A 22,650-nucleotide genomic window follows, 5' to 3' on the forward strand; every position below is an offset into this window, starting at 1 on the left:
CCCGTGGAGAGCGACAAGGCCAAGCTCCTGCCGTTCTACCTGGTGATCGACGTGTCGGCGTCGATGTCCGGGAGCAAGCTGGAGCAGGCCAACCAGATCATGCCCAAGGTCGTCGACGCGCTGGCCGACGCGCCGATCCTGTCCGACAAGGTGCGCTTCGGCGTCATCGACTTCGGCAGCGACGCACAAGTCCGACTGCCGCTGTGCGACCTGCTCGACGACGAGGTGACCCTGCCCGCGCTCAACGTGCGCGGCGCGACGTCGTACGCGGCGGCCTTCCGGCTGCTGCGCGCCGAACTGGAGAGCAACGTCAAGCAGCTGAAGGCCGACGGCTTCCAGGTGCACCGCCCCGCGGTGTTCTTCATCAGCGACGGCGAGCCCACCGACCGCGACGAGGAGTGGCGCGCGGCGTTCCGGGACCTGACCGAGAACTTCCCGATCTACCCCAACCTGGTGCCGTGCGGCGTGGACGACGCCAACCCCAGGACCCTGGCCACCCTCATCCACCCGGCCAGCGGTCCCAAGGCGATGCGGATGTACCTGATGGAGCAGGGCCAGAACCCGGCCGACGCCATCGCCATGATCGCCGAGATCCTGATCTCCAGCATGCTCGCGTCCGGGCAGAGCATGGCCCAGGGCAACTCGGGCCTCATCCTGCCCGCTCAGCAGGACCTGCCGTCGGGCATCTCCGCGTACTCCTCGGACGACTTCGTCTGATGGGCGCATCCACCAGGGAGCACGAGGAGTCGGCGGGGTCCGCCGAGCCCGCGGCGGCGCCGGCCTGGCGCGGTCGGGTGGAGCAGTTCGAGGTCGGTGACCCCGGCAGGGCCGCGACGCGGGTCGTGCCGGTGCCCGACGAGAGCGCTTGGGACCGCAGGGACACCGTGCTGGACGGCGTGGCGCTGAAGGACGGCGGGCGCCGGGTCGTCGCCGAGCTGCGCGCGGCCAGCGTGCGCGGCCTGGCGCACCGCGCCTACGGGACGGTGCGCCAGGACGAGTACGGCTACCGGCGCACCCCGGACGGCCGGTACCTGGTCGTCGGAGTCGCCGACGGGGTCTCCGCGGGCGCGCTCTCGCACAAGGCCGCGGTAGCCGCCGCGCGCCGGGGGGTGAACATGCTCGTGCACGCGCTGCGGACCACCGCGCCCGACCGCATGCCGTGGCCGGACTTCCTCCGCGCGGTCGCGGCGGAGATCGAGGCGATCGGGCGCAAGCGGCTGGCCGCGACCGGCACCGCCGACCCGCACGCCGTCCCCCTGCGGGAAGTCGCCAACCTGCTGGCGACCACGGTGCTCTACGCCGTGGTCGACCTGGTGCCGGTGGCCGGGGCGCACGAGGTCCACCTGGTCTCGGTCGGCGACACCTCGGCGTGGGTGCTGCGCGAGGGGGGACGCTGGGAGCCGCAGCAGGCGGTCAAGAACGACGGCGCGGAGGTGCACTCCTCCTCGGTGCAGGCGCTGCCGCTGCTGCCCGCCGCGCTGCCGCCGCCGGTGCGCACGACCGTCGCTCCCGGCGAGGCCCTGGTGCTGGTGACCGACGGGGTGGGCGACCCGCTCGGGCACGGCGCCGGCGCGGTGGGGCGCTTCCTGGCGGAGGTCTGGGCCGCGCCGCCCGCGTCCGGACTGGAGTTCGCCGCTCAGGCCGGGTTCGCGCGCAGGAGCTACGACGACGACCGCACCGCGGTCGCGCTCTGGCCCGTCGCCGGGACATGAGCGGCCACGTCGTCGGCTTGGGCGAGGTCGGCCCGCTCGGCGAGCTGCTCGGCGAGGGCGGGCAGGCCAAGGTCTACCGCGCGCCCGCCGCCGCGCTGCCCGACGTGCCGGGACCGCTGGTCTACAAGCAGTACAAGGCCGGGCACGCACCGCCGCACGGACTGGCCGCGGTGGTGGCGCGCAGGTTGCGCATGGACGAGCCGACCCGGCGGCGGCTGGACCGGACCGCCGCGTGGCCGGTGCGCGCCGTCGAGGAAGCGGGGCAGGTGCGCGGGGTGCTGGTGCCGCTGATCCCCGACGACTACTTCGAGGACCGGGTCAAGCCCAGCGGCGCCAGGGCTCGCACCCTGCGCGAGGTCCAGCACCTGTTCATCGACCCGGTGCGGGCGGCGCGGCTGGGCATGCCCGCGCCGACCGCCGCCGAACGCGTGCTGGTCTGCCGCGACCTGGCCAGCGCCGTGCACCTGCTGCACCGCAACGACCTGGTGATCGGCGACCTGAACCCGAAGAACGCGGTGTTCCGGCTCACCGACCGCCCGTGCGTGATGCTGGTCGACTGCGACTCGATCCGGATCAAGGGCGCCGCGGCGGTGGTGCGCCAGCTCAACGCGCCCGATTGGGAGCCGCCCGAGCGCGTGCTCAGCCAGGCCAGCGACCGGTACAAGTTCGGGCTGTTCGTGCTGCGGTGCCTGAGCCCCGGTCCGTTCGCCTCGATCGCCCGCGACCCCAGCAGGCTCGACGCGGTGCTGCCGGGCGAGGGACCGCGGCTGCTGCGCGACGCGCTCGGCCCGACTCCCGAACGGCGCCCCACCGCGCAGGAGTGGGGGCGCTACTTCGACTCGGTGCTGACCGAGGCGGTGGCCGCCCGGCGCGCCGCGGCACCTGCCACCTCGGGTGGCGGCACGTCCGGGTGGCGGCGCGATCCGAAGACCCGCAGATGGGTTCCGGTGACCTGACGTGTCCGCGAGCACTTGCACCGCGTGCGGCGCGCCCCCCTCGGGCAGGTACGTCCTGTCCATGCACGGCGAGGTGACGTGCGCCCGCCACCCGGCGGACGGGCGGTGCGCGCTGTGCGGCAGGCCCCGGCAGCGGGAGGAGCAGGGCTGGTCCCGGTTCACCGCCACCACCGCCCGCTGCCCGACGTGCGCGGCGCAGTCGGTGGACACCGTGGAGCAGGCGCGATCGCACATCCCGGCCGTGCGGGAGGACATGGCCGCGCTGGGCATCCGGCTCGACCAGCGGGTCAGGGTCACCCTGGTCGACCCCGACGTGATCAACACCGGTGGTCGGGGCGTGTGCCTGGGCCGCACCCTCCAGCGCGTCGAGGAGGGGGGCGCGGTGACCGACGTGGTGGGCATCGAGATCGCCAGGGGGCTGACCTCGACCCACTTCGGCGCCACCGTCGCGCACGAGATCGGCCACGCCTGGTTGGCCCAGAGGGGCGCGCGGGCCCTGGCCCGACAGCTGGAAGAAGGGGTGTGCGAGCTGTTCTCCGGAGCTTGGCTCAAGCGCCGGGGCACCGAGTTCGCGCGCGCGATGCGCCAAGCGGCGCTGGACAACCCGGACGCGGTGTACGGCGCGGGCTACCGCGCGGTGCGCGACTCCGTCGCGGCCCACGGCATCGCGGCGGTGCTCGATTCGGTGTGCGGGCGGGGTCGCCTGCCGTGAACAGCGGGGGAAGGGGAGGGGACATGGGACTGGAGCCGATCAGCCGAGCGGTGCTCGTGGTGGACGTCGAGAAGTCCAGCGAGCGCCACGACCGCGAGAAGGTGGAGCTGCGCGAGGCGCTGTACCAGGTGCTGCACAGCGGGCTGGAGGCCGCCGGGCTGCCCGCCGAGCGGTACCGGTTGGACGACCTGGGCGACGGTGTGCTGGCGGTGGTCGACTCCGAGGTGCTGCCGCTGCTGGACCCCCTGCTGGAAGTCGCGGTCGACGGGCTCGCCCGGTTCAACGCGCGGCGGGACCCGGTGTCGTGGCTGCGCCTGCGCTTCGGCGTCCACTTCGGACTGATCGCCCGCGACGCCCACGGGTGGGTCGGCGACGACGTGACCACCGCCTTCCGGATCGTCAACGGCGAGGGGGTGAAGTCGGTGCTGCGCGCCGCCGCCCGCGCCCAGTCGGTCGTGGTCGTGTCCGACGCGGTGTACCGCTCCGTGGTGCGGCCCGGCTACCGCGGCCTCCGGGCGGCCTCCTACCGGCAGATCCACGACGGTGGCAGGCAGGTGTGGGTGCGCGTGCCCGGCTACGCGGAGCCGCCGGTGCCCGCCGAGGACGCCCGGCCGCCCGCCCCGGTCGCGCTCGCGGCCGAGCAGGCGGCGAAGTCGATCTCGATCAGCACCGCCAACGGCAACGTCTTCACCGCGGACACGATCGGCCACGTCGACGCCCGCACCGGGTTGGGGGGAGCGCCGTGAGCGACGAGCAGCCGGAAGACCCGGCTGAGCGGGAAGCGGAGAAGAAGCAGGAAGCGGAGAAGAAGCGGGCGGCGCCTGAGGCGGAGGGGGAACAGCCCGCGCCCGCGTCGGAGGACGAGGCGCAGGCCGCCCCGGAACCGGAGGCGCCCAACCCCACCACCAACGCCTCGGACCCGGCCAACGCGCGCAAGCTGGACCAGGACGCCCGCGCCATGGAGAACGCGATCGCCGCGCTCATGGGCGTGCGCGGCGGGATCTCCAACGTCTTCGTGGCCAACACCATCGGCCTGGTGGACGCGGGCCCGCCGCGTGCGGGCGGCGCCTACCACGGTTCACTGCCCACCGGACCGGTTCCGCGGCGGGCCATCAGCGCGGTCGTCGAGACCTTCGTCGAGCCCGACGGCTACCGGGGGCTGCGCGAGCGGCTGCGTGACCAGCACCTGGTGCTGCTGCGCGCGCCGGCGGGGTGGGGGCGCACCGCCACCGCGCTCGCCCTGCTGTCCGCGGAGTGCGCCGAGGGCGTGGCCAAGCTCAGCCCCGACACCGACCTGCGCTCGCCCTCCGCACCGGTCGACCTGGCGGGCGACCACGGATACCTGCTGGAAACCCTCGAACCCGACCAGGCGGCGGCGCTGACCGAGTTCGCGTTGAACCTGTGGCGGCGCAGACTCGCCGACGCCAAGGCGCGGATGATCGTCCTCGTCGGCACCGGCACTCCGCTGCGGGAGCGGGAACTGGCGGACTACCTCGTCGACGGTGCCCCGCGCGAGGACGACCGGGCGCTGGTGCTCAGCCACTTCCGAGCCGGGCTGCGGGCCGCCGGGCGGGCATCGGGCGACCTCACCGGCTTTCCGGAGTTCGCGGATCTGGTCGAAGAGGTGGTCGGTCGGGCCATGCGGGCGCAGGACCTGGCCGACTTCGGGCGCGGCCTGTGCGCGGTCGTGCTGGGCGAGCGCGTGGTGGAGGACGTCCGCCTGCAGTACGCGCGCAGCGCCGAGGCCGCGTTCCGGGAGTGGTTCGACTCCCTGCCCGACAACGAGCACCGCGCTTTCGCGATAGCGCTGGCCACGCTGGACGGCATGCCGCTGGCCACCGTCGCCGAGGCCAGCACGACGCTGGCCACGTTCATCCAGGCCGCCGAGGTGCCCGACCAGCGCGACCGCACCCGCGACGTGTTCGCCGTGCGCACGTTGCGCCTGGTCGAGCGGGTCGAGGCGGAGCTGACCTCGGTGGTCGAGGACAGCGACCTGGGCAGCCTGACCACCGAGGTGGTCCGCTACCGCGACCCGCACCGGCCCCGCAAGGTGCTCCAGCACGTCTGGCGCGAGTACACCGAGGCGCACGGCGTGGTGCGCGACTGGTTGTGCGAGCTGGGCAGCTCGCCCGACCGCCAGGTGCGCATCCGCGCGGGCGTCGCGGTCGGCCTGCTCAGCCTGTCCGAGTTCGACCACGCGCGCAGGCACGTGATCGAGCGGTGGGCCGACGAGAACCAGTACTGGGAGCGCCAGGCGGTGATCGGCGCGCTGCGGTTGCCCGCCATGCAACCGGAGCTGCAGCCGCTGATCGCCCGGATGATCGACCGCTGGTTGCCGGGCAAGGCCGCCACCGGTCGCAGGGTCGCCGCGGTCGCCGCGCTGGGCACCCTGCCGATCATGACCACCGACCAGGTGCTCAAGAGGCTGCGCAAGGCCGCCGACACCGACCAGTGGCGCATGGTCATCGCGATCGCCGACTCCATCACCACCCTGTCGCTGGAACTGGACCGGCTGAACCTGGTGCTGGCCGCGCTGCTGCGGTGGAGCGCCTCGCACCGGGTCGAGCTGCGCAACACCGCCCTGAACTGCGTGCTCCAGCTGACCGCCTACCTGCAGGTGTTCGAGGAGGGCAGCACCGACCCGTGGCCGGGACTGCTGTGGGTGGCCGACCTCGACCGGCGCGAGGAGGAGCCCGAGCACCCGGTGGTCGCGGGAGGGCGCGGGATGAGCAGGCGGGAGGCGGTCGTCACGCTGATCGCACGGGCGCTGAACGCCCAGCACTTCGTGCCCGAGGCCATCAAGGTGGTGCACCGCTGGGTCAGGACCGCTCAGCGCGACGCCACGCAGCGCGAACCGCTCGGCGCGCTGCTCGTCGAGGTCGCCGCGGCCACGGGCGACCCCACCACTCTGCGGTTCTACCTGACCGACTGGGCGAGGACCCGGCGCGGCCCCGCCGAGGCGGCCACCGCGCTGCTCGCCGCCCTCAACCACCAGGAGGATCGACCATGATCCGACCTCAGCAGGCGCAGACGGCCAACGAACCCCTGATCACCCGCGTGGACCTGCGGTTCGGCGAGATGTTCAGGAACCGCCCGGTGCCCAGCGACGACCGCGCGACGGTCTACCTGGACCGGCACGGCCGCTACCACCACATGACCGAGCAGGTGCCCATCGGCGGCATCGCGGGCCACCGGGCGCTGTTCCTGGTCAACACCTCCGTGTTCACCCGCGACTTCCAGTTCAAGCTGCCCAGTCGGGAGCAGGCGTACTTCTTCACCGCCAAGGTGGTCGTGCGCTGGCGGATCACCGACCCGGTCGAGGCGGCCAAGACCAACCTGGTCGACGCCCTGCCGATCCTGCGGTACCACGTGGAACGGGCGCTGCGCGACGTCAGCGCCGGATTCCCGATCGAGGACGGCGCGGGTGCCGAGCGGGCCATGGCCGCGGCGTTCGCGGGCACCAGGGGCAGGCAGCCGTTCGCGCAGGGGGTCAGCGTCGTGGACTGCGACGCGGCGCTCACCCTCGATGCCGCCACCACGGCCTACGTGCGCAAGCGCACCGAGGACGCGCGGACGCACGAGATCAACAAGGACGGCTTGGTGCGCTCGGGCATCGAGCAGATCGCGCAGCAGCGGCTGGAGACCCTGCGCAGCAAGCACGAGCTGGAACTGGAGAAGCTGAAGCAGGAGCACCAGCTGCAGCTGGAGTCCCAGCGGATGGAGTTCTACGGCGGCGCCATCGCGCGCGATCCGAACAACGCCATCGGACTGATGCTGTCCAACTCGCCGGACCGGGCGGCCGACGTGCTGGCCATGCTGGTCAAGCAGCGCCAGCTGGAGCTCGACGACGCGCGGGAGCTGCTGGAGACGATGCTCAAGCACGGTCTGGTCAACCGCAGCGACATCGCTGGGATCATGGACCAGGCGACTTCGGTGATCACCCGGCGAGCGGGCGGTGGCGCGCCGCTCAAGCTCGACCTCGACGCCGTGGCGGCCGGGCTCCCGCCCAGCGCGTCGAGTCCCAGCGCGCCGGGTCCCGGTGCCCCCGAGGAACCGCTCACCGCGGAAGTCGTCGCCGACTCGTCCAAACTGCTGTTCAAGCCGCTGGACTTCGATGACGACGACGATGACGACGAACTGTGATCGCTTGATCGGAAGGGTGGGGTGGGCCTCGGCACAAGTCCCGGTCAGGCGCCGCGGGCGAGGCAGTTCCTCGCCGACTCCAGGAAGTGGGCCAGGAGCGGGTTGCGGTCGTCGGCGCGGGTGACGACGGCGACCTGGCAGGGCTCGACGCCGTCGACGGGGATGGTGGCCAGGTCGTCGCGCAGCGTGCTGCGCCGGTCGTCGGCGGGCACGACGGCCACGGCCCGCCCCTCGGCGACGACCTCCAGCTTGTCCTCGAAGGTGTCCACGAGCATCGGCGCGAGCGGGGGCGGGCTGCCGTCCGGGCGGGGGGTGAGCCGCCAGAACCCGGTCCACGCCGCGGCCATGCCCGCGCAGGCGACGAGGGGCTCGTCGGCGAAGTCCTCGGGGCTGACCGACTCCTTCCCGGCGAGGCGGTGGGAGGCGGAGACGAGCAGCACTCGCGGTTCGTCGTAGAGGGCGGTCACGCGCAGGTCGTCGCTCGGGATCGGCAGCGGTGTGCGGGCGACGAGCACGTCGACCCGGCCCTCGGGCAGGGCGCGGGCTTCGTCGGTGTCCAGGTGCCGGGTGCGCACGTGGGCCTCGGGGTGGCGGCGGCGCAGGTCGCGCACGGCTGGGGTGATGACCAGGTCGTCGAGGTAGCCGACGGTGATCGTGCGCGACGGCGCGGCGGCGCGGGCCGCCAGCGCCGCTTGGCCCGCGGTGTGCAGGAGCGCCTGCGCTCGCGGCAGGAACGCCGCGCCCGCCGCGGTGAGCCTGCTGCCCTGGGTGGTGCGCTCCAGCAGGCGCACGCCCAGCACGTCCTCCAAGCGCTGGACCTGGCGGCTCAGCGAGGGCTGGGCGACGTGCAGCGCCGCTGCCGCCCTGGCGAAGTTCAGGTGCTCGGCGACGACCGTGAAGTAGCGCACCAGCCGGAGGTCGAGGTCCACACCGGGACCGGCGGGGGAGGACGGGGCTTCACCGGGCACACGACCACGGTACCCGTCATGCGGATTCTGCATGACGGGGTGCGGAACGGGTCTTGGACGCGCAGGTCGGACGGGTTGTTGACTCGGTGCTGTCCGGCCGGACGCGAACCAGCACACCGATTCCAGAACCGAGAGGTGTCCGACATGGGCAAGTACGGCGAAATCCCGTTCCGCGTCCCGGAAGGGTGCTGAGGTATGACCATCGTCCTCGTCCACGGCGTCCCCGTCACCGCCGCGGTGTGGACACCACTGCTCGACGAGCTGGCCGGGATGAGCCGTGAGGACGTGGTGCGGCTTTCGCCGCCGGGGTTCGGCGCTCCTCTGCCCGAGGGATTCGGCGCCACCACGAGCGACTACCGGGACTGGCTCGTCGGCGAGCTCTCGCGGTTCGAGGAGCCGGTGGACCTCGTCGGCCACGACTGGGGCGGTGGGCACGTCCTGGAAGTCGCGATGACCCGGCCCGACCTGCTGCGCAGTTGGGTCAGCGACACCATCGGCGGGTTCGAACCGGACTTCGCCTGGCACCCGCTGGCGCGCACCTGGCAGACGCCCGGCGACGGCGAGAGCTCCGTCGAAGAGCTCTTCGCGGGCAGCGCCGACGAACGGGCGGCACGCATGGTCCAGTGGGGCATCCCCGAGCCGGTCGCGGGAGACGTGGCGCTCGCGCAAGGCGCGGAGATGGGCAGGGCCATCCTCGCGCTGTACCGGTCGGCCATGCCCGCCGCGCTGCGCGAACGCGGCCGCGACCTCCCCGCCGCCGCTGCCCGGCCGGGTCTGGTGCCCATCCCCACCGAGGACACCACGGTGGGCAGCACCGCCGCCCGCCACCGAGCCGCCGCACGCGCGGGCGCGCGTGCCGTGGAGCTGGAAGGGCTCGGCCACTGGTGGATGCTCCAGGACCCCGCTCGGGTGGCCGGCGTGCTGGTCGAGTTCTGGGACAGCTTGTAGCGGCTTCCGGGAAAGCGGGAGTCTGCGGCGGGAGCACATCGCCTTATGAGGTCCGCCGGTAGCGGGTTCCGCGCCGAGCTGCTGGGGCGCGGGTGTTCCCGCGCCCCAGCAGGCGCGATCAACCGGTGATGTTGATGTAGAAGCGGTCGTTCAGCTCAGGGGACAGGCTGAAGTCGTAGCGCAGGATGCGATCGTCGAAGTAGTAGATGCCGAGCCTGCCGCCCGCGGTGCTGTTCTGGAAGTTCAGGACGGCCCGGACGGAGAAGTCCCACTCCGGGTGCCCGGCGCCCTCCAGAGTCGAGGCGAAGGGGTATTCGTCGCACTCCTCGACACCCTGCTGTGGCGGTTCCGGGAGCCCGAGGTCGACGTAGAGGTCCTTGTACGGCCCGGTGCCGAAGCACGCCCCGTCCTTGTGGTCGCGGTTCTGCTTGTACTCGGGGTCCGCCGGGGTGATCCGGTGGAGCCCAGGGGCGTTGGCGTTCCCGGGGTCATACCTGCCCGGAATTCGCTTGTCCCTCGGTTGGGGATCGGTCGAGGTCAGCTTCGGGTAGGTGGAGTTGGGCTGGTCCTGCGCGATCTTGATGTGTCGGGCGACCTCGCGGACTTCCCAGTCGTCGAGGCCGTACGCCAGCCGTGGGATCACTTCGTTGAAAATGCACGCCTTCTGCTGACCGGCGCGGAAGTCCAGTCCCGAGTCGCACCGCATCTCGCGGCGCTCGCTCTCCGCGCGAGGGCCGATGGTGGTGTAACCCTCTCCCTCGCCCCAGGCTTGCATGTAGAAGTCGGAGAAACTGATCTTGTCGCGCCCGACGCCCGCGTCCTCGTGGCCGTACACGTCCCAGGAGAACCAGTCGTGATTGTTGTCCCAGACGATGAAGGGCATCGTGGCGGGCCCTGGCGACGCATGGCAGACGTCGAGGCCGGCGCCGCACTCCGCCATGAGCGAGAGCCTGATGTCCGGTCCGGTGAACCACTCGTCCCAGGGGTACCTCCAGTCGTACTCCACCGAGTCGTACTGGACCTTGGCCCACACCCGAGCCCGGCGCAACGTGTCGTCCCCCTTGGCGAACAGATCCAGGTTGAACGTGTTGCTGCCCATGTACTCCGGCGGCCGGTTCGGGCTGACCTGGAAGAATTCGAGGGTCCAGTCGTCGCGCCTGCAGAAGGTGAACCGGTTGTAGACGCGCCCGAAACCGTTCTCCGCGTCACGGGTCAGGCAGGCGTTCACCTCGTTGTCGTCGGGCTCTTCGCCGATGGCCCGAGGTTCGACCCGGTCAGGGGTGAACTCCCGGGAGTCTCTCGTGGACACCGAGTTGCGCGCGACCGCGTTTTCCCTGGCAAGTTTCTGTGACTGCTCCGGTGTCCGCTTGGGGGTGTCGGTCGTCGCCCTGGGCGGACGCTGATCGGACTGCGGTGCCAGTGGGACGGTTATCGACGGGCGAGGACGGCCTTCGGCCGCAGCCTTGCGCGACTCCTCCAGGACCGCTTCGTCGATGTACACGTCCGCCGTGCGCGGACTGTTCTGCACCGCTGTGCCGGTGTTGTCCGGTGCGGACGCTTCGGCTGACACGACCACCGGGAATCCCCACAAGAGCGTGGCCGCGATCGTGGTGACTGTCAGCCCGCGCGAGTAGGATCGCTTTTTCAATGTTTCCAACTCCTCCCCAGGTCGGGAAACATCTGCGGCGAACGTACAGAGGGGAGGGTGGGGTGGTCGATCGATTAAGTTGGATTGGGCTGAACGATCAGAATTGTTCACCCATTCGGAGGTCTGCTGCGTCGGGCCAGCGGGAACCGGTTCGAGAACCCGGCCCGCTCCTGCGGATCGCCTCGCGGACGCGGTCCGGATGTCCTACACCCACCACCCAGTCGTCCGCGACAAGAAATTCCTGGTCCAGGAATATTCCAGTGAACACGGAAATCGCGGTCACCATTCGATCGCCGAGGCTCGTCCCGTCATCGGCGTCCGCCAGGATGCCGGTATCGGTCATCCGAGCGAGCATAGCCGGTGATATGGGGCCGTCCAGCTGGCGACGAGAGGGGTGGTAGCGCACGACGCTGTCCGGGGCGGGTACGTAGACGACGCCTTCGTTGTTCGGCGTGGACCACGCGGAACAGGCTGTTGCCCCGTTCGCGGACAGCTCGACGAGGAGATCATCCTGGTTTCCGACGAAGCCGAGCCAGCCGTTGAACTCGACCGCCAGCGACCAAGCCGCGCCGACCGGGCGGACCGCGATCATGTTGACCCGCTCGGCGTCGGCCAGCGAACCGTCGCGCACGACTGGTGCACCGGCCAACTCCAGGACTTCTTCCGCCCAGAGGTCGCGTACGAGCGTCAAGCACCACGTCGATGCTCCGACCACGCCCAGATCGTCCAGCCACATGCGCTTCACTATGTCCCCGTGGCCGGACGCTGAGAAGTCGCGGGGTTCGACGCGCAGGCGCCGCCACCGGTCGACGCGCCCTGGCAGGGATCGCCGGCCGGTGTCGCAGACTGTCGACTCATTCGACTCCGGTAGCGGACCTCTGAGTCGAAAGGTCGGACTTGAGCGCGTCGAGCCAGGCGCGGGTTGCGGTGATGGTGCCCGCGTCCGGTTTTTTGCTGTCGCGCACCAGGAACCGGTCCCCGTGCACGGTGATCTCGACGCAGTCGCCGCCGCCGGTCCCGCCGCTGCCTGAGTAGCTGCTCTTGCGCCAGTTGGTCATCGCCCGTCCCCTCAGATCTGTTCCGCGTAAGTCTTCACCGCTTCCCTGATCACGTCCAGGGAGTCGGTGGCGGACAGGGCTCGATCCGTGAGGATTCCCCAGCGCTCGGTGCAGACGCGGACGTCGGTGCGGTCCTCGATGTAGACGGCTCCGCCCGGTCCTTCCGCGTAGCCGAAGTCCGGGATCGGCTCGGGCAACGTCAGGATGGAGAACGCTCCGTCGAGCGCGGGTGTCGCGCCTGCGGACTTCGGCAGCACCTGCACGGTGATGTGGTCCTCGGTGAGGGTGTCGGCCAAGCGCTGCAACTGGTTGCGCATGATCAGAGCCGATCCGACCGGCCGCTCCAGGATCGTCTCGTCGAGGATCACGTGCAGCCGCAAGGGGTGCGGACGGGTGAGGACCTGCTGGCGGGCCATGCGCGCCAGCACTCGCCGCTCCACGGTCTCGTGGGCCAGACCGGGGTTCGCGCCGTTGATCAGCGCCCGCGTGTAGTCGGCGGTCTGGAGCAGGCCGGGGACGACCGTCGTTTCGAACTGGCGGCGCGCGACCAGGGCCGGTTCGACGTTGAGCAGGTTGTGGAAGTCCTCGGGCAGGTCCTTGCGGATCGCCAGCCAGTAGCCGCGCTCGTGCGCGGTGGCGGCCAAGCCGAGCAGCCAGGCGCGCACGGCCTCGTCGGTGAGTTCGTACACGTTGAGCAGTTGCTCGACCTCGTGGGGCTTCACGCGCTGTTCGCGGTTCTCGATGCGGCTGAGCTTGGAGCGGGACCACTTGCCCGGTTGGCCGTGAAGCTGGTCCATGACGTCGTCGATGGTGTATTCACGCTGCTCGCGAAGCTGACGCAGGGCTTCGGTGAGCTGCCACCGACGCACCGTGGCGCTGGCCGCATTGGCGAATGCAGTACTCATCTGTACCCCAATCAGGTGTAAAAGCAGAATCCCGCTTCTCCTGGCTCAATCTCGCCGGCAGGTTAGCGCAACAGCCAGTGATCGAGTGGTTACGACACGGAGGTACGGCGTGGCGAGTGTGGTCTGGATCAACAGCTACGAGAAGTTCGTGGCGGAGCTGGTGGCCCAGGAGCGCCCCGGCCTGTTCGCAGTCCTGCGGGAGTACGGCGAGCGCGACGACGCCGAGATCGCGGCGTGGGGCCTGGCGTGGCCGGACCACGTGGAGGTCGTGCTGAGCGGCGGCGCGCGGCTGCGCTCGTCCTCGACGGAGCGGGTGGCGAGCCTGGTGGGGCGTGGGCGGAACTGCGGAGTGCGGATCGTCTGGGTGGGTGAGGAACCCAGGGGCGATCAGTCCGCCGAGGAGTGACCGTCGACCAGATCACGCCGTCGACGGTCGTGCCGCGTTCTCCGAGAAGATCCGGCTAGCGAGCAGGCTCAAGGCGCGCTGGGAGGGCGAATCGGGTTCCGCGGTGTAGACGTACAGCGTGGTGTCCGGGTCGCCGGGCGGGGTGAGCGTCTCGTAGTTGACGGTCAGGTCCCCCACGACGGGGTGGCGCAGCCGCTTGGCCCCGTAGGTGCGCTGGTGGACGCGGTGCTCGTCCCACCACCGGCTGAACTCCGGGCTGCGGTCGCGCAGGTCGGCGACGAGCGCGGCGGTCGCCTGGTCGTGGGGGTCGGTGCCGAACTCCAGCCGCAGGTTCTCGACGGCGGCGCGGGCTTGCGGCTCCCAGTCGACGAACAGCTCGCGCGCCGCGTCGTCGAGGAACATCCACCGCGCGTAGTTGCGCTGGTCGGGCCGCAGGGCGTCGAAGTCGGCGAACAGCGCCTTGGCCATCCGGTTGGCGGCCAGCACGTCGGCGCGGCGGCCGAGGACGAGCGCGGGCTCCCCGTCGAGGGCGTCGAGCAGCTGGTGCAGGCCGGGGCGGAGGCGCTGCGCGGCGCGGGGGCGTGGGCGGTTCGCGGTGCCGCCCAGGCCGACGAGGTCCTTCAGGTGGGCCTGGCCCGCCGCGTCGAGGCCGAGGGCCCGGCCGATCGCGTCGAGCACCGCCGGGGTGGGGGTGATGCGGCGGCCCTGTTCGAGGCGGGCGTAGTAGTCGGTGGAGACGCCCGCGAGCAGCGCTACCTCCTCGCGGCGCAGGCCGGGCACGCGGCGGATGCGGGTGTCGGCGGGCAGTCCTGACCTGTTCGGGTCGCACTGGCCGCGGGCCCGCCGCAGGAAGTCCGCGAGTTCCTGGTTCTTCCGCTCCGGCATGATCCCATTGTGCCGGGGTGGGGAACCCGGACCGCGGTCAGGCGCGGGGGGCGATCGTGGCCAGCGCGCGGTCCACGGCGTCGGCGAAGGAGCCCTTCGCGCCGGAGTCGAGCCAGGAGTGCTGGGCGGCCACGAGGCACCCGAACGCGGCGGCGGTCAGGGCGCGAGGGGTCGGGTCGTCGGCGGCGTAAGGGGCGCCCGCCGCTTCGGCGCGCGCCACCAGCTCGGCGACGACGGCCTCCTGCATCCGCTGCAGCCGTTCGAGGTAACCAGCGAGCAGCGCGGGCGCGCCGAAGACCACCCGGTGCATCGGCTCCACCATCTCCTCGTGCCCCGGCGCTCGCGTGACGGCGACCAGCACGTCCACCACCCGGCGCAGCGACGTCCAGACGGGCTCGTCCAGCGGCCGGGCCCGCAGGGCGGTCAGCATGTCGTCGACGACCAGGTCGAACTTGCCGAGGACGATCTCCTCCTTGGAGGAGAAGTAGCGGAAGACGCTGCGCTGGGACATGCCCACCGCCGCCGCGATGTCGTCGATGGTCGTCGCCTCGAAACCACGGGCCTGGAACAGCGCGTTCGCGGCCTGGGCGATCTCCCTGCGCACCGCCCGTCGGGTGCGCTCCCGAAGGCCCGTCCGCGGTTCGCTCATGGTGCGCGGAGTCTACCTGCGCGCGGGGTGCGGCAGCGGCTGACGCCGGGGCTCCGCGGGGCGTCGGGCACCGGACGAGCGTGAAGTGACGGACCGCCTGTCACTCACACGGGTATTCCTCCTCGGTTGGGCACATGAACGACCACATCAGCGGTACCCGTGGCATCTCCACTACCGATCGACCGGAGGAGACGACATGGACAGCGCGAAGCGCCTCATGGCGGCACTCGTCCTCGGTGCGGCTCTGGCTGGTGTGCCTGCGGCCACGGCGTCCGCTGACGAGACCGCGTCGCGGGCTGTGACCGCGGTGATCGCCCAGGACGACAACAACGACGACAGCGGGAGCGGCAACTGGGGTCTGCTGGGTCTCCTCGGCCTGCTGGGCCTGGCTGGCTTGATGCGCAAGAAGCACCAGGCAACCGATCACCGCGTGGCCGGTCGGTGACCTCGGCGGACGGCGGGTCCGGCCGTGCGCTTCGGCAGCACCCGCGTTGAGCTCGCGGGTGGCCGTGCCGGGTGCCTCACCGCGCTGGTGCTCTCGGTGGTGGCATCGCTGCTGCTCACCGTCCTGCTGAACCTCCTGCTGTGATCGACCGCCGGATCGTGGCGGTGGCCTGGTCCGACCACCGCCGTCCGCACCACGGGTGAGAGGCCGTCCACCGACCGGGTGGGCGGCCTCTTGCCGCGCGCGGGTCAGTTCGCGGCGGTGTTCCTGGTCAGCGAGTCCATGAGGAGGTCGATGAGCCGACCTGCCTGCTCCTCGGTGGCGTGCTGGGCGCTGTGGGCGAGGCCGCCCATGAGGAGCAGCACGTCGTCGGGGGTGACGTCGGTGCGCAGGCTGCCGTCCCCGGCGCCCGCTTCGAGGAGGGTGGCGACGGCGTCGGTGAGCAGGGCGCGGCTGTCGGCGTAGGGGTCGGTCCCGGAGGCGATGACCGCGTCGAGCGCCGCGGACATGCCGCTCTTGGTCGTGACGTAGTCGAGGAAGTGCCGCGTCCACAGCCGGGTGGCGGTCGCCGCGGGGTGCTCGGTGACCAGGTCGGCCGCCAGCTCGCAGACGCGGGTGAGCTGGCGCCGGTAGGCGGCGTCGATGAGGGCTTCCCGCGTCGGGAAGTGCCGGTAGAGCGTGCCGACGCCGACGCCCGCCTGCTTGGCGATGGCGGCGGGCGCGGTGTCCAGCCCCTGTTCGGCGAAGACCCGCGCGGCGACCGCGAGCAGGCGTTCCCGGTTCTGCAGCGCGTCGCTCCTGGTGCGGCGGGCGGGCGTGGGCATGGGTTTCCTCCGGAGGCTTGCGTTCCGGAACGCATTCCGGTTAGGTGGTAAGCGGAACGTATTCCGGTAACACCCTAACCCAGGAGCCTCCTGTGCCCACCACCTCGGACAAGACCGTGCGCCACTGGTTCATCACCGGTGCCTCCAGCGGCCTGGGCCGCCACCTCACCCGGCACGTGCTCCAGCGGGGCGACCGGGTCACCGCCACCGCCCGCCGCCCCGAGGCGCTGGCGGACCTGCGCGCGGAGCACGGGGACCGGCTGGTGGTCGAGACCCTCGACCTGTCCAGGCAGGCCGACGTCGAGGAAGTGGTCGGCCGGACCCTGCGCGCCGGGGCGGTGGACGTCGTGGTCAACAACGCCGGGTACGGGGTCCTGGGCGCCACCGAGGAGATGACCCCGGAGCAGATCCGCGAGCAGGTCGAGGTCCTCCTGCTCGCCCCGATGCTGATCACCAGGGCCTTCCTGGGGCCGATGCGCGAGCAGGGCGGGGGTCGGATCATCCAGGTCACCAGCATGGGCGGGCAGATCGCCCTGCCCGCAGGCAGCGCCTACCACGCGGGCAAGTGGGGGCTGGAGGGCTTCACCGAGAGCGTCAGCGGCGAAGTCGCCGACTTCGACGTCCGCCTCACCCTGGTCGAGCCGGGCGGCACCCGCACCGGCTTCGTCTCCGCACTGCACCGCACCGAGGAGTCGGCCGCCTACCGGGACAGCGCCGTCGGCCGGATGCGGCGCCAAGTGGAGAACGCGGACGACAGCGTGCTCATCGGCGACCCGGCCAGGCTGGCCGCCGCCATCTACGACACCACGCGGGACCCGAACCCGCCGCTGCGCCTGGCCCTCGGCCCGGACACCTACGAAGCCGTCCGCGCGGCGCTCACCGAGCGCCTCGCCGCGCTGGAAGCCCAGCGGGACCTCGCGGCGTCCGTCGCCTTCACCCGGTGATCCGGCACTCACCGGTCCACGGCCGCGAGCGAGGCAGGGCTCGCCGCGGTGGTGGCGCTCAGCCCTGGCGGTGGGCGCTCAGCAAGGGCGCGTCGTGAGCTCGTACTTGGTGGTGAAGGTGCCGCTGCTGGACTCCGCCGCGATGAAGCTGCGCCGGGACGGGTCCGAGTTGCCGGGGGAGACCCGCAGCTCGGCGTTGATGTTGAGGTTGCGGTCCGCGCCGCACGGCGAGTAGGCGATGTCCGCCGGGGCCGGGCGGTAGGTCGCGGTCCACTCCCGGCTCATCGGGCCGGTGAACGGGGTGTCCAGCCTCGTGGTGGGCGAGGTGCCCTGGAAGTAGGTGCTGACCCGGTGCAGGGCCGTCGCACCCGCCTCCAGGTGGGCGAAGCCGTTGTAGGACAGCCGGGCCAGGCCGTAGGTGTAGTTCGCGGGCAGGCTGACGCGGATGCTCAGCTGGCAGTTCCTGCGCAGGTGGACGGGGTCCGCCCCGTCGCCTGCCTGGGCGAAGAAGGAGCTGTAGGAGACGGTGAAGGTGCGGCCGGTCGCGGAGACCTCCGCGGTGCCCGCCGGGCAGCCCGACCCGTTGACGGTCACCACGTCGACGCGCGGCGTGGGCGCTTCGGCGTCGGCCGTCGAGCCGATCGGGATCAGTGCGGAAACGGCTAAGAGCGTTGCCGCTGTCGTGGTCAGCATGAGGAGCCTCTCTGGTCCGTGAGCTCGGTGGCGGCGGCAGGACCAGACGGTAGCGGGGAGCCCGCGCGTTGAGACTCCACCGGACAGTCGATCCCGCGTGCTCGCTCGGCCTCGCGCACGACGGGCCCGAACGCGACCCCGGCGACCAGGAACAGCCCGCCCAGCACCAACCAGCCCGGCGTGCCCCAGCCCACCAGCAGCGCGGTCAGCAGCACCGGCCCGACGGTCCGGGCCAGTTGCGGCCCGGTGCCGAAGAAGCCCTGGTACTGGCCCTGCCGGTCGGGTGGGGCCAGGCCGAAGCCGATCTCCCACGCGCCCGCGGCCTGCAACATCTCACCGAACACCTGCACCGCGGCGGCCGTCACCAGGACGACCACCGCCGCGACCGCGCCCAGGCCGCCACCGGACAGCGCGTAAGCGGCGCAGGCGAGCAGCATCAGCCACCCCGCCCGCCCGGTCGCGCGGGTGGCGGTGCGCAGGTCGGTCACCTGCCCGGCCACGCGCACCTGGAACACCACCACGGCCAGCGTGTTGAGCACCAGCAGCAGCGCGGCGACCGGCGCGGGAGCGTCGGTGCGCGACACGACCCACAGCGGCAGGCCGATGCTCAGCAGCGGCATGTTCAGGCACATCACCGCGTTGAGCAGCGTGATCAGCACGTACGGCCGGTCGCGGAGCACGGTGGGGCGCGGTCCGGCGGCGGGCGCGGGAGCTTCGGGCAGGCGGCGCAGCAGCAGCGCGGCGGCCAGGAAACCCACCGCGTCCGCGACGAAGACCGCCAGGTACGCCTGCGCGGTGTCGAAGTGCAGCGCCAGCGCGCCCAGCCCCGCGCCGACCGCCAGTCCCGCGTTGAGCGCGGACTGCAGGCGCGCCCGCGCCCCGGTCCGCTCGGCGGGCGCGACCAGCCCGGCCAGCAGCGCCTGCCGGGCCGAGGCCAGCCCCGCCTGGGCGCAGGCGTACCCGCAGACCACCAGCACCACCAGCGGGAACGACCGCACGACCAGCAGCGCGCCCAGAGCCGCGGCGGTCACCGCGGCCAGCGCCACGGCGGTGCGGCGCGGCCCGAACCGGTCGGCCAGCCGCCCCAGGGGCACCCCCACCACCATGGCGGTCGCCCAGCCCACCGTCAGCGCCAGCCCGACCCGCGTCGCGGACAACCCGACCAGCCGGGTGAAGAACAGCGCCGAGCACGTGTAGAAGGCCCCGTCGCCCACCGAGTTGACCAGCTGCGCCGCGACCAGCACCCGCAGCGGCCCGGTGCGCGGGACGAGCCCGGCCATCAGTCGACGCGGGGGGAGCCGGTGCGGCCCCGCTTGAGCTCGAAGAACCCCGGCGTGCCGGAGACGGCCAGCACCCCGTCCCACAGCGCGCCCGCCGCCTCGGCGCGCGGCACCGGGCTGACCACCGGGCCGAAGAAGGCGTTGACCGCCCCGTCGGGTCCGGTGACGTGGATGGCCGGGGTGCCGAGGTCCTCGCCGACCGGGTCCAGGCCCGCGCGGTGGCTGGTCCGCAGCGCCTCGTCGTGGTCGGCGACCTCGGCGGCGTCGGCCAGGTCGGCGGCCAGGCCGACCTCCGCCAGCGCGTCCGCGCACAGGTCGCGGCCGATCGGTTCCTTCCGGTGGTGGATGCGCTCGCCCATCGCCGTGTAGAGGTCCCGCAGCACCGGTGTGCCGTGCTCGCGCTCGGCGGCGGCGAGCACCCGGACGGGGCCGAGCGTGTCGGCCAGCCAGCGCCGGTACCACTCCGGCAGCCCGTCCCCGCCCTCGTTGAGCAGCCACAGGCTCATGACGTGGAAGCGCACCTCCACCTCGCGGACCCGCTCGACCTCCAGCAGCCACCGCGAGGCGTTCCACGCCCAGGGGCACTTCGGGTCGAACCACATGTCGGCGACGGTCACCGGAACTCCTCGATCGCTCTGTCCTCGGGCGGGGACAGTCAACGACCTCGGATTGGCCCGCAGAAGTGCCAATCTCCGGCAGGTTGATCGGGCCAATGTAGGTTCCGGCGGTGGACCTGCACGTCTCCCTCGACGGCCCCGGCGACCTCGCCTCCCGCATCTACCACCAGGTGCGCGACGCCATCCTGGACGGCAGGCTGCGGCCCGGCGAGCGACTGCCGCCCACCAGGGAGCTGGCGCGAGGGCTCGCGGTCGCCCGCAACACCGTCGCGGTCGCCTACGAGCGGTTGGCGGCCGAGGAGTTCGTGGTCGCCCGCGTCGGGGCGGGCACCTTCGTGGCGACCCCTCGGACGGGTGCCCCGGTGACCGCCCGGAGAGCGCCGGGGGGACGCGGGGTGCGGCCCCGCCCGGTGTGGGACGAGGTCGCCCCGGCGGTCGCCGCCCCGACGGGCGACACCCCGCCGGTCCACGACTTCCGGGTCGGCGCGCCGGACGCGGGCCTGTTCCCGTTCGCCACCTGGCGCCGCCTGGTCGCGGACGAGCTGCGGGCCTCGGCGGTGCGGGCGGTCGCGGGCTACGCCGACCCCGGCGGGCACCCCCGCCTGCGCGAGGCCGTCGCCCGGCACACCGGGGTCTCCCGCTCCGTCCGCGCGGACGCCGAGGACGTGCTGGTCACCCAGGGCGCGCAGCAGGCGCTGGACCTCCTGGGCCGGGTGCTGCTGGAACCCGGTGACCTGGTCGCGGTCGAGGAACCCGGCTACCCCGCCGCGCGGCTGCTGTTCCGCTCGCTGGGCGCGCGGGTGGTCGGGGTGCCCGTGGACGGCGAGGGGCTGGTCGTCGACGCGCTGCCGGACACCGCGCGCCTGGTGCACGTCACGCCCTCCCACCAGTTCCCGCTGGGGGTGCCGATGTCGCCGACCCGGCGCGCGGCGCTGCTGGAGTGGGCCGCGCGGCGCGACGCGGTGATCGTCGAGGACGACTACGACAGCGAGTTCCGCTTCGGCGACCGGCCGCTGCAACCGCTGCAGAGCCTCGACCGCACAGGCCGGGTCGTCTACGTCGGCACGTTCTCCAAGACGCTGCTGCCCCTGCTGCGGCTGGGTTTCCTGATCGCACCGGCCGCGCTGCGGCCCGCCCTGCGCGCGGCCAAGCGGCTCACCGACTGGCACGGCGACCACATCGGGCAGGCCGCCCTCGCGCGCTTCATCGACTCCGGCGAGCTGTCGCGGCACGTCCGCAGGGCCACCCGCGTCTACGCCCAGCGGCGGGAGCGCGTCGTGGCCGCGCTGCGCGCCGACCTCGCCGACTGGTTGGACGCGGTGCCCTCCGCCGCCGGGCTGCACCTGGCCGCCACGCTCAAGCCGGACGTGGACGCGGACGTGGCGGCGGTGCTGGGCGCGGCGCGGGCCTCGGGTGTGGCGGTGGAGAACCTGGCGGCCTACTGCGCCGACGGGCCGCCGCGGCCCGGTGTGGTCCTCGGCTACGGCGCAGTCACCGCCGAGGGCGTCACCGAGGGGCTGCGGCTGCTCGCCGACCACTTCCGCCGGCCGCCCGGCTGACCGGCCGCTCCCGCGCCGGGGCACTACCCTGCACCGCATGTCGCCGGTCTCGCGCGGTCGCAAGGGCAAGAAGGGCAAGAAGGGCAAGAAGAGGGGCGGCTCCGCCCCGTTCGGCTCCTCCGCCGCCGACCAGGCCCTGCTCCGGGACCTGGAGCGGATGGCGGGCCAGGACGAGCCGGAGTTCCCGGAGTGGTTCGAGCCCGCCGCGCTGGCGGTGCTGGACCGGGGCGAGGCCGTCGTGGCGGCGCGCGGACCCCGGCAGCTCGAACAGGCGGTCAGCGAGGCGCTCGGCGCGTCGATGCACCAGGCCGTGGTGGAGGACAGGCAGGGACTGCAGTTCCGCGAGTGGGTCGACGCGCTGGTGACGCTGGCCGTGGACCGGGTGGTCGAGGAAGCCGAGCGGCCGGAGGCAGGCGCGTGGAAGGGGCCGTGGCGGCTGCTCAACGGGCTGCTGTCGATCCTGCCGCACGAGGCCACGGCGCGGGCGCGGGAGGCGGTGGAGCTGTGCGCGGCGCGGCTGGGACCGCTCGCGGAGGTGCCCAGCTGGCTCGACCTGATGCCGCGCGTCAGGGCCACCGGGCGGCGGTGGCGGCTGCGCGACGCCTACGGCACCCGCCGCGCGGTGATCGCCGAGTACACCTACCCCGACCACACCGACCCGTCGGTGTTCCTGTTCGACTACGACGTGAGCGAGTTCGTCGACCTGGTCTCGCCGGGGGTGTTCGACGACCTGGACGCGGCGGTCGCGGCGTGGCGGGCCGAGGTGGGGGACACCGCCGAGCACGCGGTCCCGGCCGAGGTCGAGGAGTCCGACCTGGCGCCGCTGGCGCAGCTCGCGCTGGAGGAGTCCTTCGTCGTCGGAGACGAGAACAGGGAGGTCTTCGACAACTGGTTCCGCGCCCGCCGCAGGTTCGAGGACCTGGCCACCGCGCTCGCCGATCGCGGCCTGGACGTGCCCCGGCCCCCCGACTGGTCCCAGCGGTTCGACCTCGCGGAGATGGCCGCGCCGTTCACCGCCTGGCACCGGCAGACCCACGGCGAGGACCCCGACCCCGAGCTGGTGGACGCGATCGCCGAGCACTGGATGGAGACCACCCTCCCGGAGAGCAGGTACCTGATCTCGCCGCGCCGGGTGGTGATGATCCGGCGCGAGATGCCGCACAGCCTGCGCCTGAACCCCGACGCGCCGCAGGTCCAGCGGATGCTGCCGCGCTGGGTCCGGTGGCTCGGGCAGCGCGCCGGGCTGCCCGAGCACCTGGTGGAGCGGGCGGTCGCGGCGGAGGGCTGAGCAGCGGGCT

General features: G+C 72.6%; 24 protein-coding genes. 13 read left to right on the forward strand and 11 right to left on the reverse strand.

Annotated features, from left to right (window positions below; genetic code table 11):
* Nucleotides 1–3 precede the first annotated feature (3 nt).
* Genes JOF41_RS00480 through JOF41_RS00510 form a run of 7 tightly spaced genes read left to right on the forward strand, consistent with a single transcriptional unit; the run spans nt 4 to nt 7,523 of the window.
* Nucleotides 4–717, forward strand: a complete 714-nt coding sequence (locus JOF41_RS00480; protein ID WP_189222442.1) for a vWA domain-containing protein — start codon at nt 4–6, stop codon at nt 715–717.
* Nucleotides 717–1,712, forward strand: coding sequence for a protein phosphatase 2C domain-containing protein (locus JOF41_RS00485; RefSeq protein ID WP_209615231.1), 996 nt, complete (start codon nt 717–719; stop codon nt 1,710–1,712). Before JOF41_RS00480 ends, JOF41_RS00485 begins: the two co-directional genes overlap by 1 nt.
* Nucleotides 1,709–2,668, forward strand: a complete 960-nt coding sequence (locus JOF41_RS00490) for a hypothetical protein (RefSeq protein WP_209615234.1) — start codon at nt 1,709–1,711, stop codon at nt 2,666–2,668. The genes JOF41_RS00485 and JOF41_RS00490 overlap by 4 nt, the downstream gene beginning before the upstream one ends.
* Nucleotide 2,669: 1 nt before the next feature.
* A complete protein-coding gene (locus tag JOF41_RS38065) occupies nt 2,670–3,380 on the forward strand; it encodes a protein DA1 (protein WP_209615237.1) in 711 nt (236 codons plus the stop codon).
* A 23-nt stretch (nt 3,381–3,403) separates the two neighbouring features.
* Complete coding sequence (locus JOF41_RS00500) at nt 3,404–4,126, forward strand: nucleotidyl cyclase domain-containing protein (RefSeq protein WP_209615239.1); 723 nt, start codon at nt 3,404–3,406, stop codon at nt 4,124–4,126.
* Complete coding sequence (locus JOF41_RS00505) at nt 4,123–6,390, forward strand: hypothetical protein (protein WP_209615242.1); 2,268 nt, start codon at nt 4,123–4,125, stop codon at nt 6,388–6,390. Before JOF41_RS00500 ends, JOF41_RS00505 begins: the two co-directional genes overlap by 4 nt.
* The gene (locus JOF41_RS00510; protein WP_189222431.1) at nt 6,387–7,523 is read left to right on the forward strand and encodes a hypothetical protein; all 1,137 of its coding nucleotides are present in this window, start codon (nt 6,387–6,389) and stop codon (nt 7,521–7,523) included. The genes JOF41_RS00505 and JOF41_RS00510 overlap by 4 nt, the downstream gene beginning before the upstream one ends.
* Before the next feature lie 44 nt (nt 7,524–7,567).
* Here JOF41_RS00510 and JOF41_RS00515 read toward each other — a convergent pair whose 3' ends face one another.
* Entirely contained in the window at nt 7,568–8,491 is a 924-nt protein-coding gene (locus tag JOF41_RS00515; RefSeq protein WP_307867140.1) for a LysR family transcriptional regulator, read from the reverse strand.
* 195 nt (nt 8,492–8,686) lie between these two features.
* Between JOF41_RS00515 and JOF41_RS00520 the strand changes: the two genes are divergently transcribed.
* Nucleotides 8,687–9,439, forward strand: coding sequence for an alpha/beta fold hydrolase (locus JOF41_RS00520; protein ID WP_189222428.1), 753 nt, complete (start codon nt 8,687–8,689; stop codon nt 9,437–9,439).
* Nucleotides 9,440–9,557: 118 nt separating this feature from the next.
* Here the strand turns inward: JOF41_RS00520 and JOF41_RS00525 are convergent, their stop codons facing one another.
* The 4 genes from JOF41_RS00525 to JOF41_RS00540 all read right to left on the reverse strand — a co-directional run bounded on the left by JOF41_RS00525 (nt 9,558) and on the right by JOF41_RS00540 (nt 13,050).
* A complete protein-coding gene (locus tag JOF41_RS00525) occupies nt 9,558–11,087 on the reverse strand; it encodes a NucA/NucB deoxyribonuclease domain-containing protein (protein WP_209615247.1) in 1,530 nt (509 codons plus the stop codon).
* Nucleotides 11,088–11,184: 97 nt separating this feature from the next.
* Nucleotides 11,185–11,823, reverse strand: a complete 639-nt coding sequence (locus JOF41_RS00530; RefSeq protein WP_189222424.1) for a hypothetical protein — start codon at nt 11,821–11,823, stop codon at nt 11,185–11,187.
* Nucleotides 11,824–11,941: 118 nt separating this feature from the next.
* Nucleotides 11,942–12,145 (reverse strand): DUF397 domain-containing protein, encoded by a 204-nt coding sequence (locus tag JOF41_RS00535; RefSeq protein ID WP_189222423.1) that lies wholly within the window; start codon nt 12,143–12,145, stop codon nt 11,942–11,944.
* A gap of 11 nt (nt 12,146–12,156) precedes the next feature.
* Nucleotides 12,157–13,050, reverse strand: a complete 894-nt coding sequence (locus tag JOF41_RS00540) for a helix-turn-helix domain-containing protein (protein ID WP_189222421.1) — start codon at nt 13,048–13,050, stop codon at nt 12,157–12,159.
* Between the two features lie 109 nt (nt 13,051–13,159).
* Between JOF41_RS00540 and JOF41_RS00545 the strand changes: the two genes are divergently transcribed.
* A complete protein-coding gene (locus JOF41_RS00545) occupies nt 13,160–13,456 on the forward strand; it encodes a hypothetical protein (protein ID WP_209615251.1) in 297 nt (98 codons plus the stop codon).
* 12 nt (nt 13,457–13,468) lie between these two features.
* Here JOF41_RS00545 and JOF41_RS00550 read toward each other — a convergent pair whose 3' ends face one another.
* Entirely contained in the window at nt 13,469–14,341 is an 873-nt protein-coding gene (locus JOF41_RS00550; RefSeq protein WP_209615254.1) for a helix-turn-helix domain-containing protein, read from the reverse strand.
* Nucleotides 14,342–14,378: 37 nt separating this feature from the next.
* Entirely contained in the window at nt 14,379–14,990 is a 612-nt protein-coding gene (locus JOF41_RS00555) for a TetR family transcriptional regulator (RefSeq protein WP_209615257.1), read from the reverse strand.
* Between the two features lie 196 nt (nt 14,991–15,186).
* Between JOF41_RS00555 and JOF41_RS00560 the strand changes: the two genes are divergently transcribed.
* Entirely contained in the window at nt 15,187–15,435 is a 249-nt protein-coding gene (locus JOF41_RS00560) for a WGxxGxxG family protein (protein WP_189222411.1), read from the forward strand.
* Between the two features lie 248 nt (nt 15,436–15,683).
* Here the strand turns inward: JOF41_RS00560 and JOF41_RS00565 are convergent, their stop codons facing one another.
* Entirely contained in the window at nt 15,684–16,259 is a 576-nt protein-coding gene (locus JOF41_RS00565) for a TetR/AcrR family transcriptional regulator (RefSeq protein ID WP_209615260.1), read from the reverse strand.
* 92 nt (nt 16,260–16,351) lie between these two features.
* Here JOF41_RS00565 and JOF41_RS00570 point away from each other — a divergent pair, with 92 nt between their 5' ends.
* Complete coding sequence (locus JOF41_RS00570; RefSeq protein ID WP_307867141.1) at nt 16,352–17,203, forward strand: SDR family oxidoreductase; 852 nt, start codon at nt 16,352–16,354, stop codon at nt 17,201–17,203.
* A gap of 78 nt (nt 17,204–17,281) precedes the next feature.
* Here the strand turns inward: JOF41_RS00570 and JOF41_RS00575 are convergent, their stop codons facing one another.
* From JOF41_RS00575 to JOF41_RS00585, 3 genes are read right to left on the reverse strand one after another with little or no spacing between them, the layout of a single operon-like run.
* Nucleotides 17,282–17,896 carry a DUF4360 domain-containing protein gene (locus JOF41_RS00575; protein WP_189222405.1) on the reverse strand — a complete coding sequence of 205 codons (615 nt, stop codon included), beginning with the start codon at nt 17,894–17,896 and terminating at the stop codon, nt 17,282–17,284.
* Nucleotides 17,890–19,176: an MFS transporter gene (locus JOF41_RS00580; RefSeq protein ID WP_209615263.1), complete on the reverse strand. Its 1,287-nt coding sequence runs from the start codon at nt 19,174–19,176 to the stop codon at nt 17,890–17,892. The genes JOF41_RS00575 and JOF41_RS00580 overlap by 7 nt, the downstream gene beginning before the upstream one ends.
* Nucleotides 19,176–19,793, reverse strand: a complete 618-nt coding sequence (locus tag JOF41_RS00585; RefSeq protein ID WP_307867142.1) for a mycothiol-dependent nitroreductase Rv2466c family protein — start codon at nt 19,791–19,793, stop codon at nt 19,176–19,178. Before JOF41_RS00585 ends, JOF41_RS00580 begins: the two co-directional genes overlap by 1 nt.
* 110 nt (nt 19,794–19,903) lie before the next feature.
* Between JOF41_RS00585 and pdxR the strand changes: the two genes are divergently transcribed.
* Together pdxR and JOF41_RS00595 are read left to right on the forward strand one after the other, a co-directional pair.
* The gene (gene pdxR, locus JOF41_RS00590; RefSeq protein WP_209615266.1) at nt 19,904–21,352 is read left to right on the forward strand and encodes a MocR-like pyridoxine biosynthesis transcription factor PdxR; all 1,449 of its coding nucleotides are present in this window, start codon (nt 19,904–19,906) and stop codon (nt 21,350–21,352) included.
* A 37-nt stretch (nt 21,353–21,389) separates the two neighbouring features.
* The gene (locus JOF41_RS00595) at nt 21,390–22,640 is read left to right on the forward strand and encodes a hypothetical protein (protein ID WP_209615269.1); all 1,251 of its coding nucleotides are present in this window, start codon (nt 21,390–21,392) and stop codon (nt 22,638–22,640) included.
* Nucleotides 22,641–22,650 lie beyond the last annotated feature (10 nt).

The sequence above is a fragment of the Saccharothrix coeruleofusca genome (genome assembly GCF_017876325.1).
Lineage (GTDB): Bacteria > Actinomycetota > Actinomycetes > Mycobacteriales > Pseudonocardiaceae > Actinosynnema > Actinosynnema coeruleofuscum.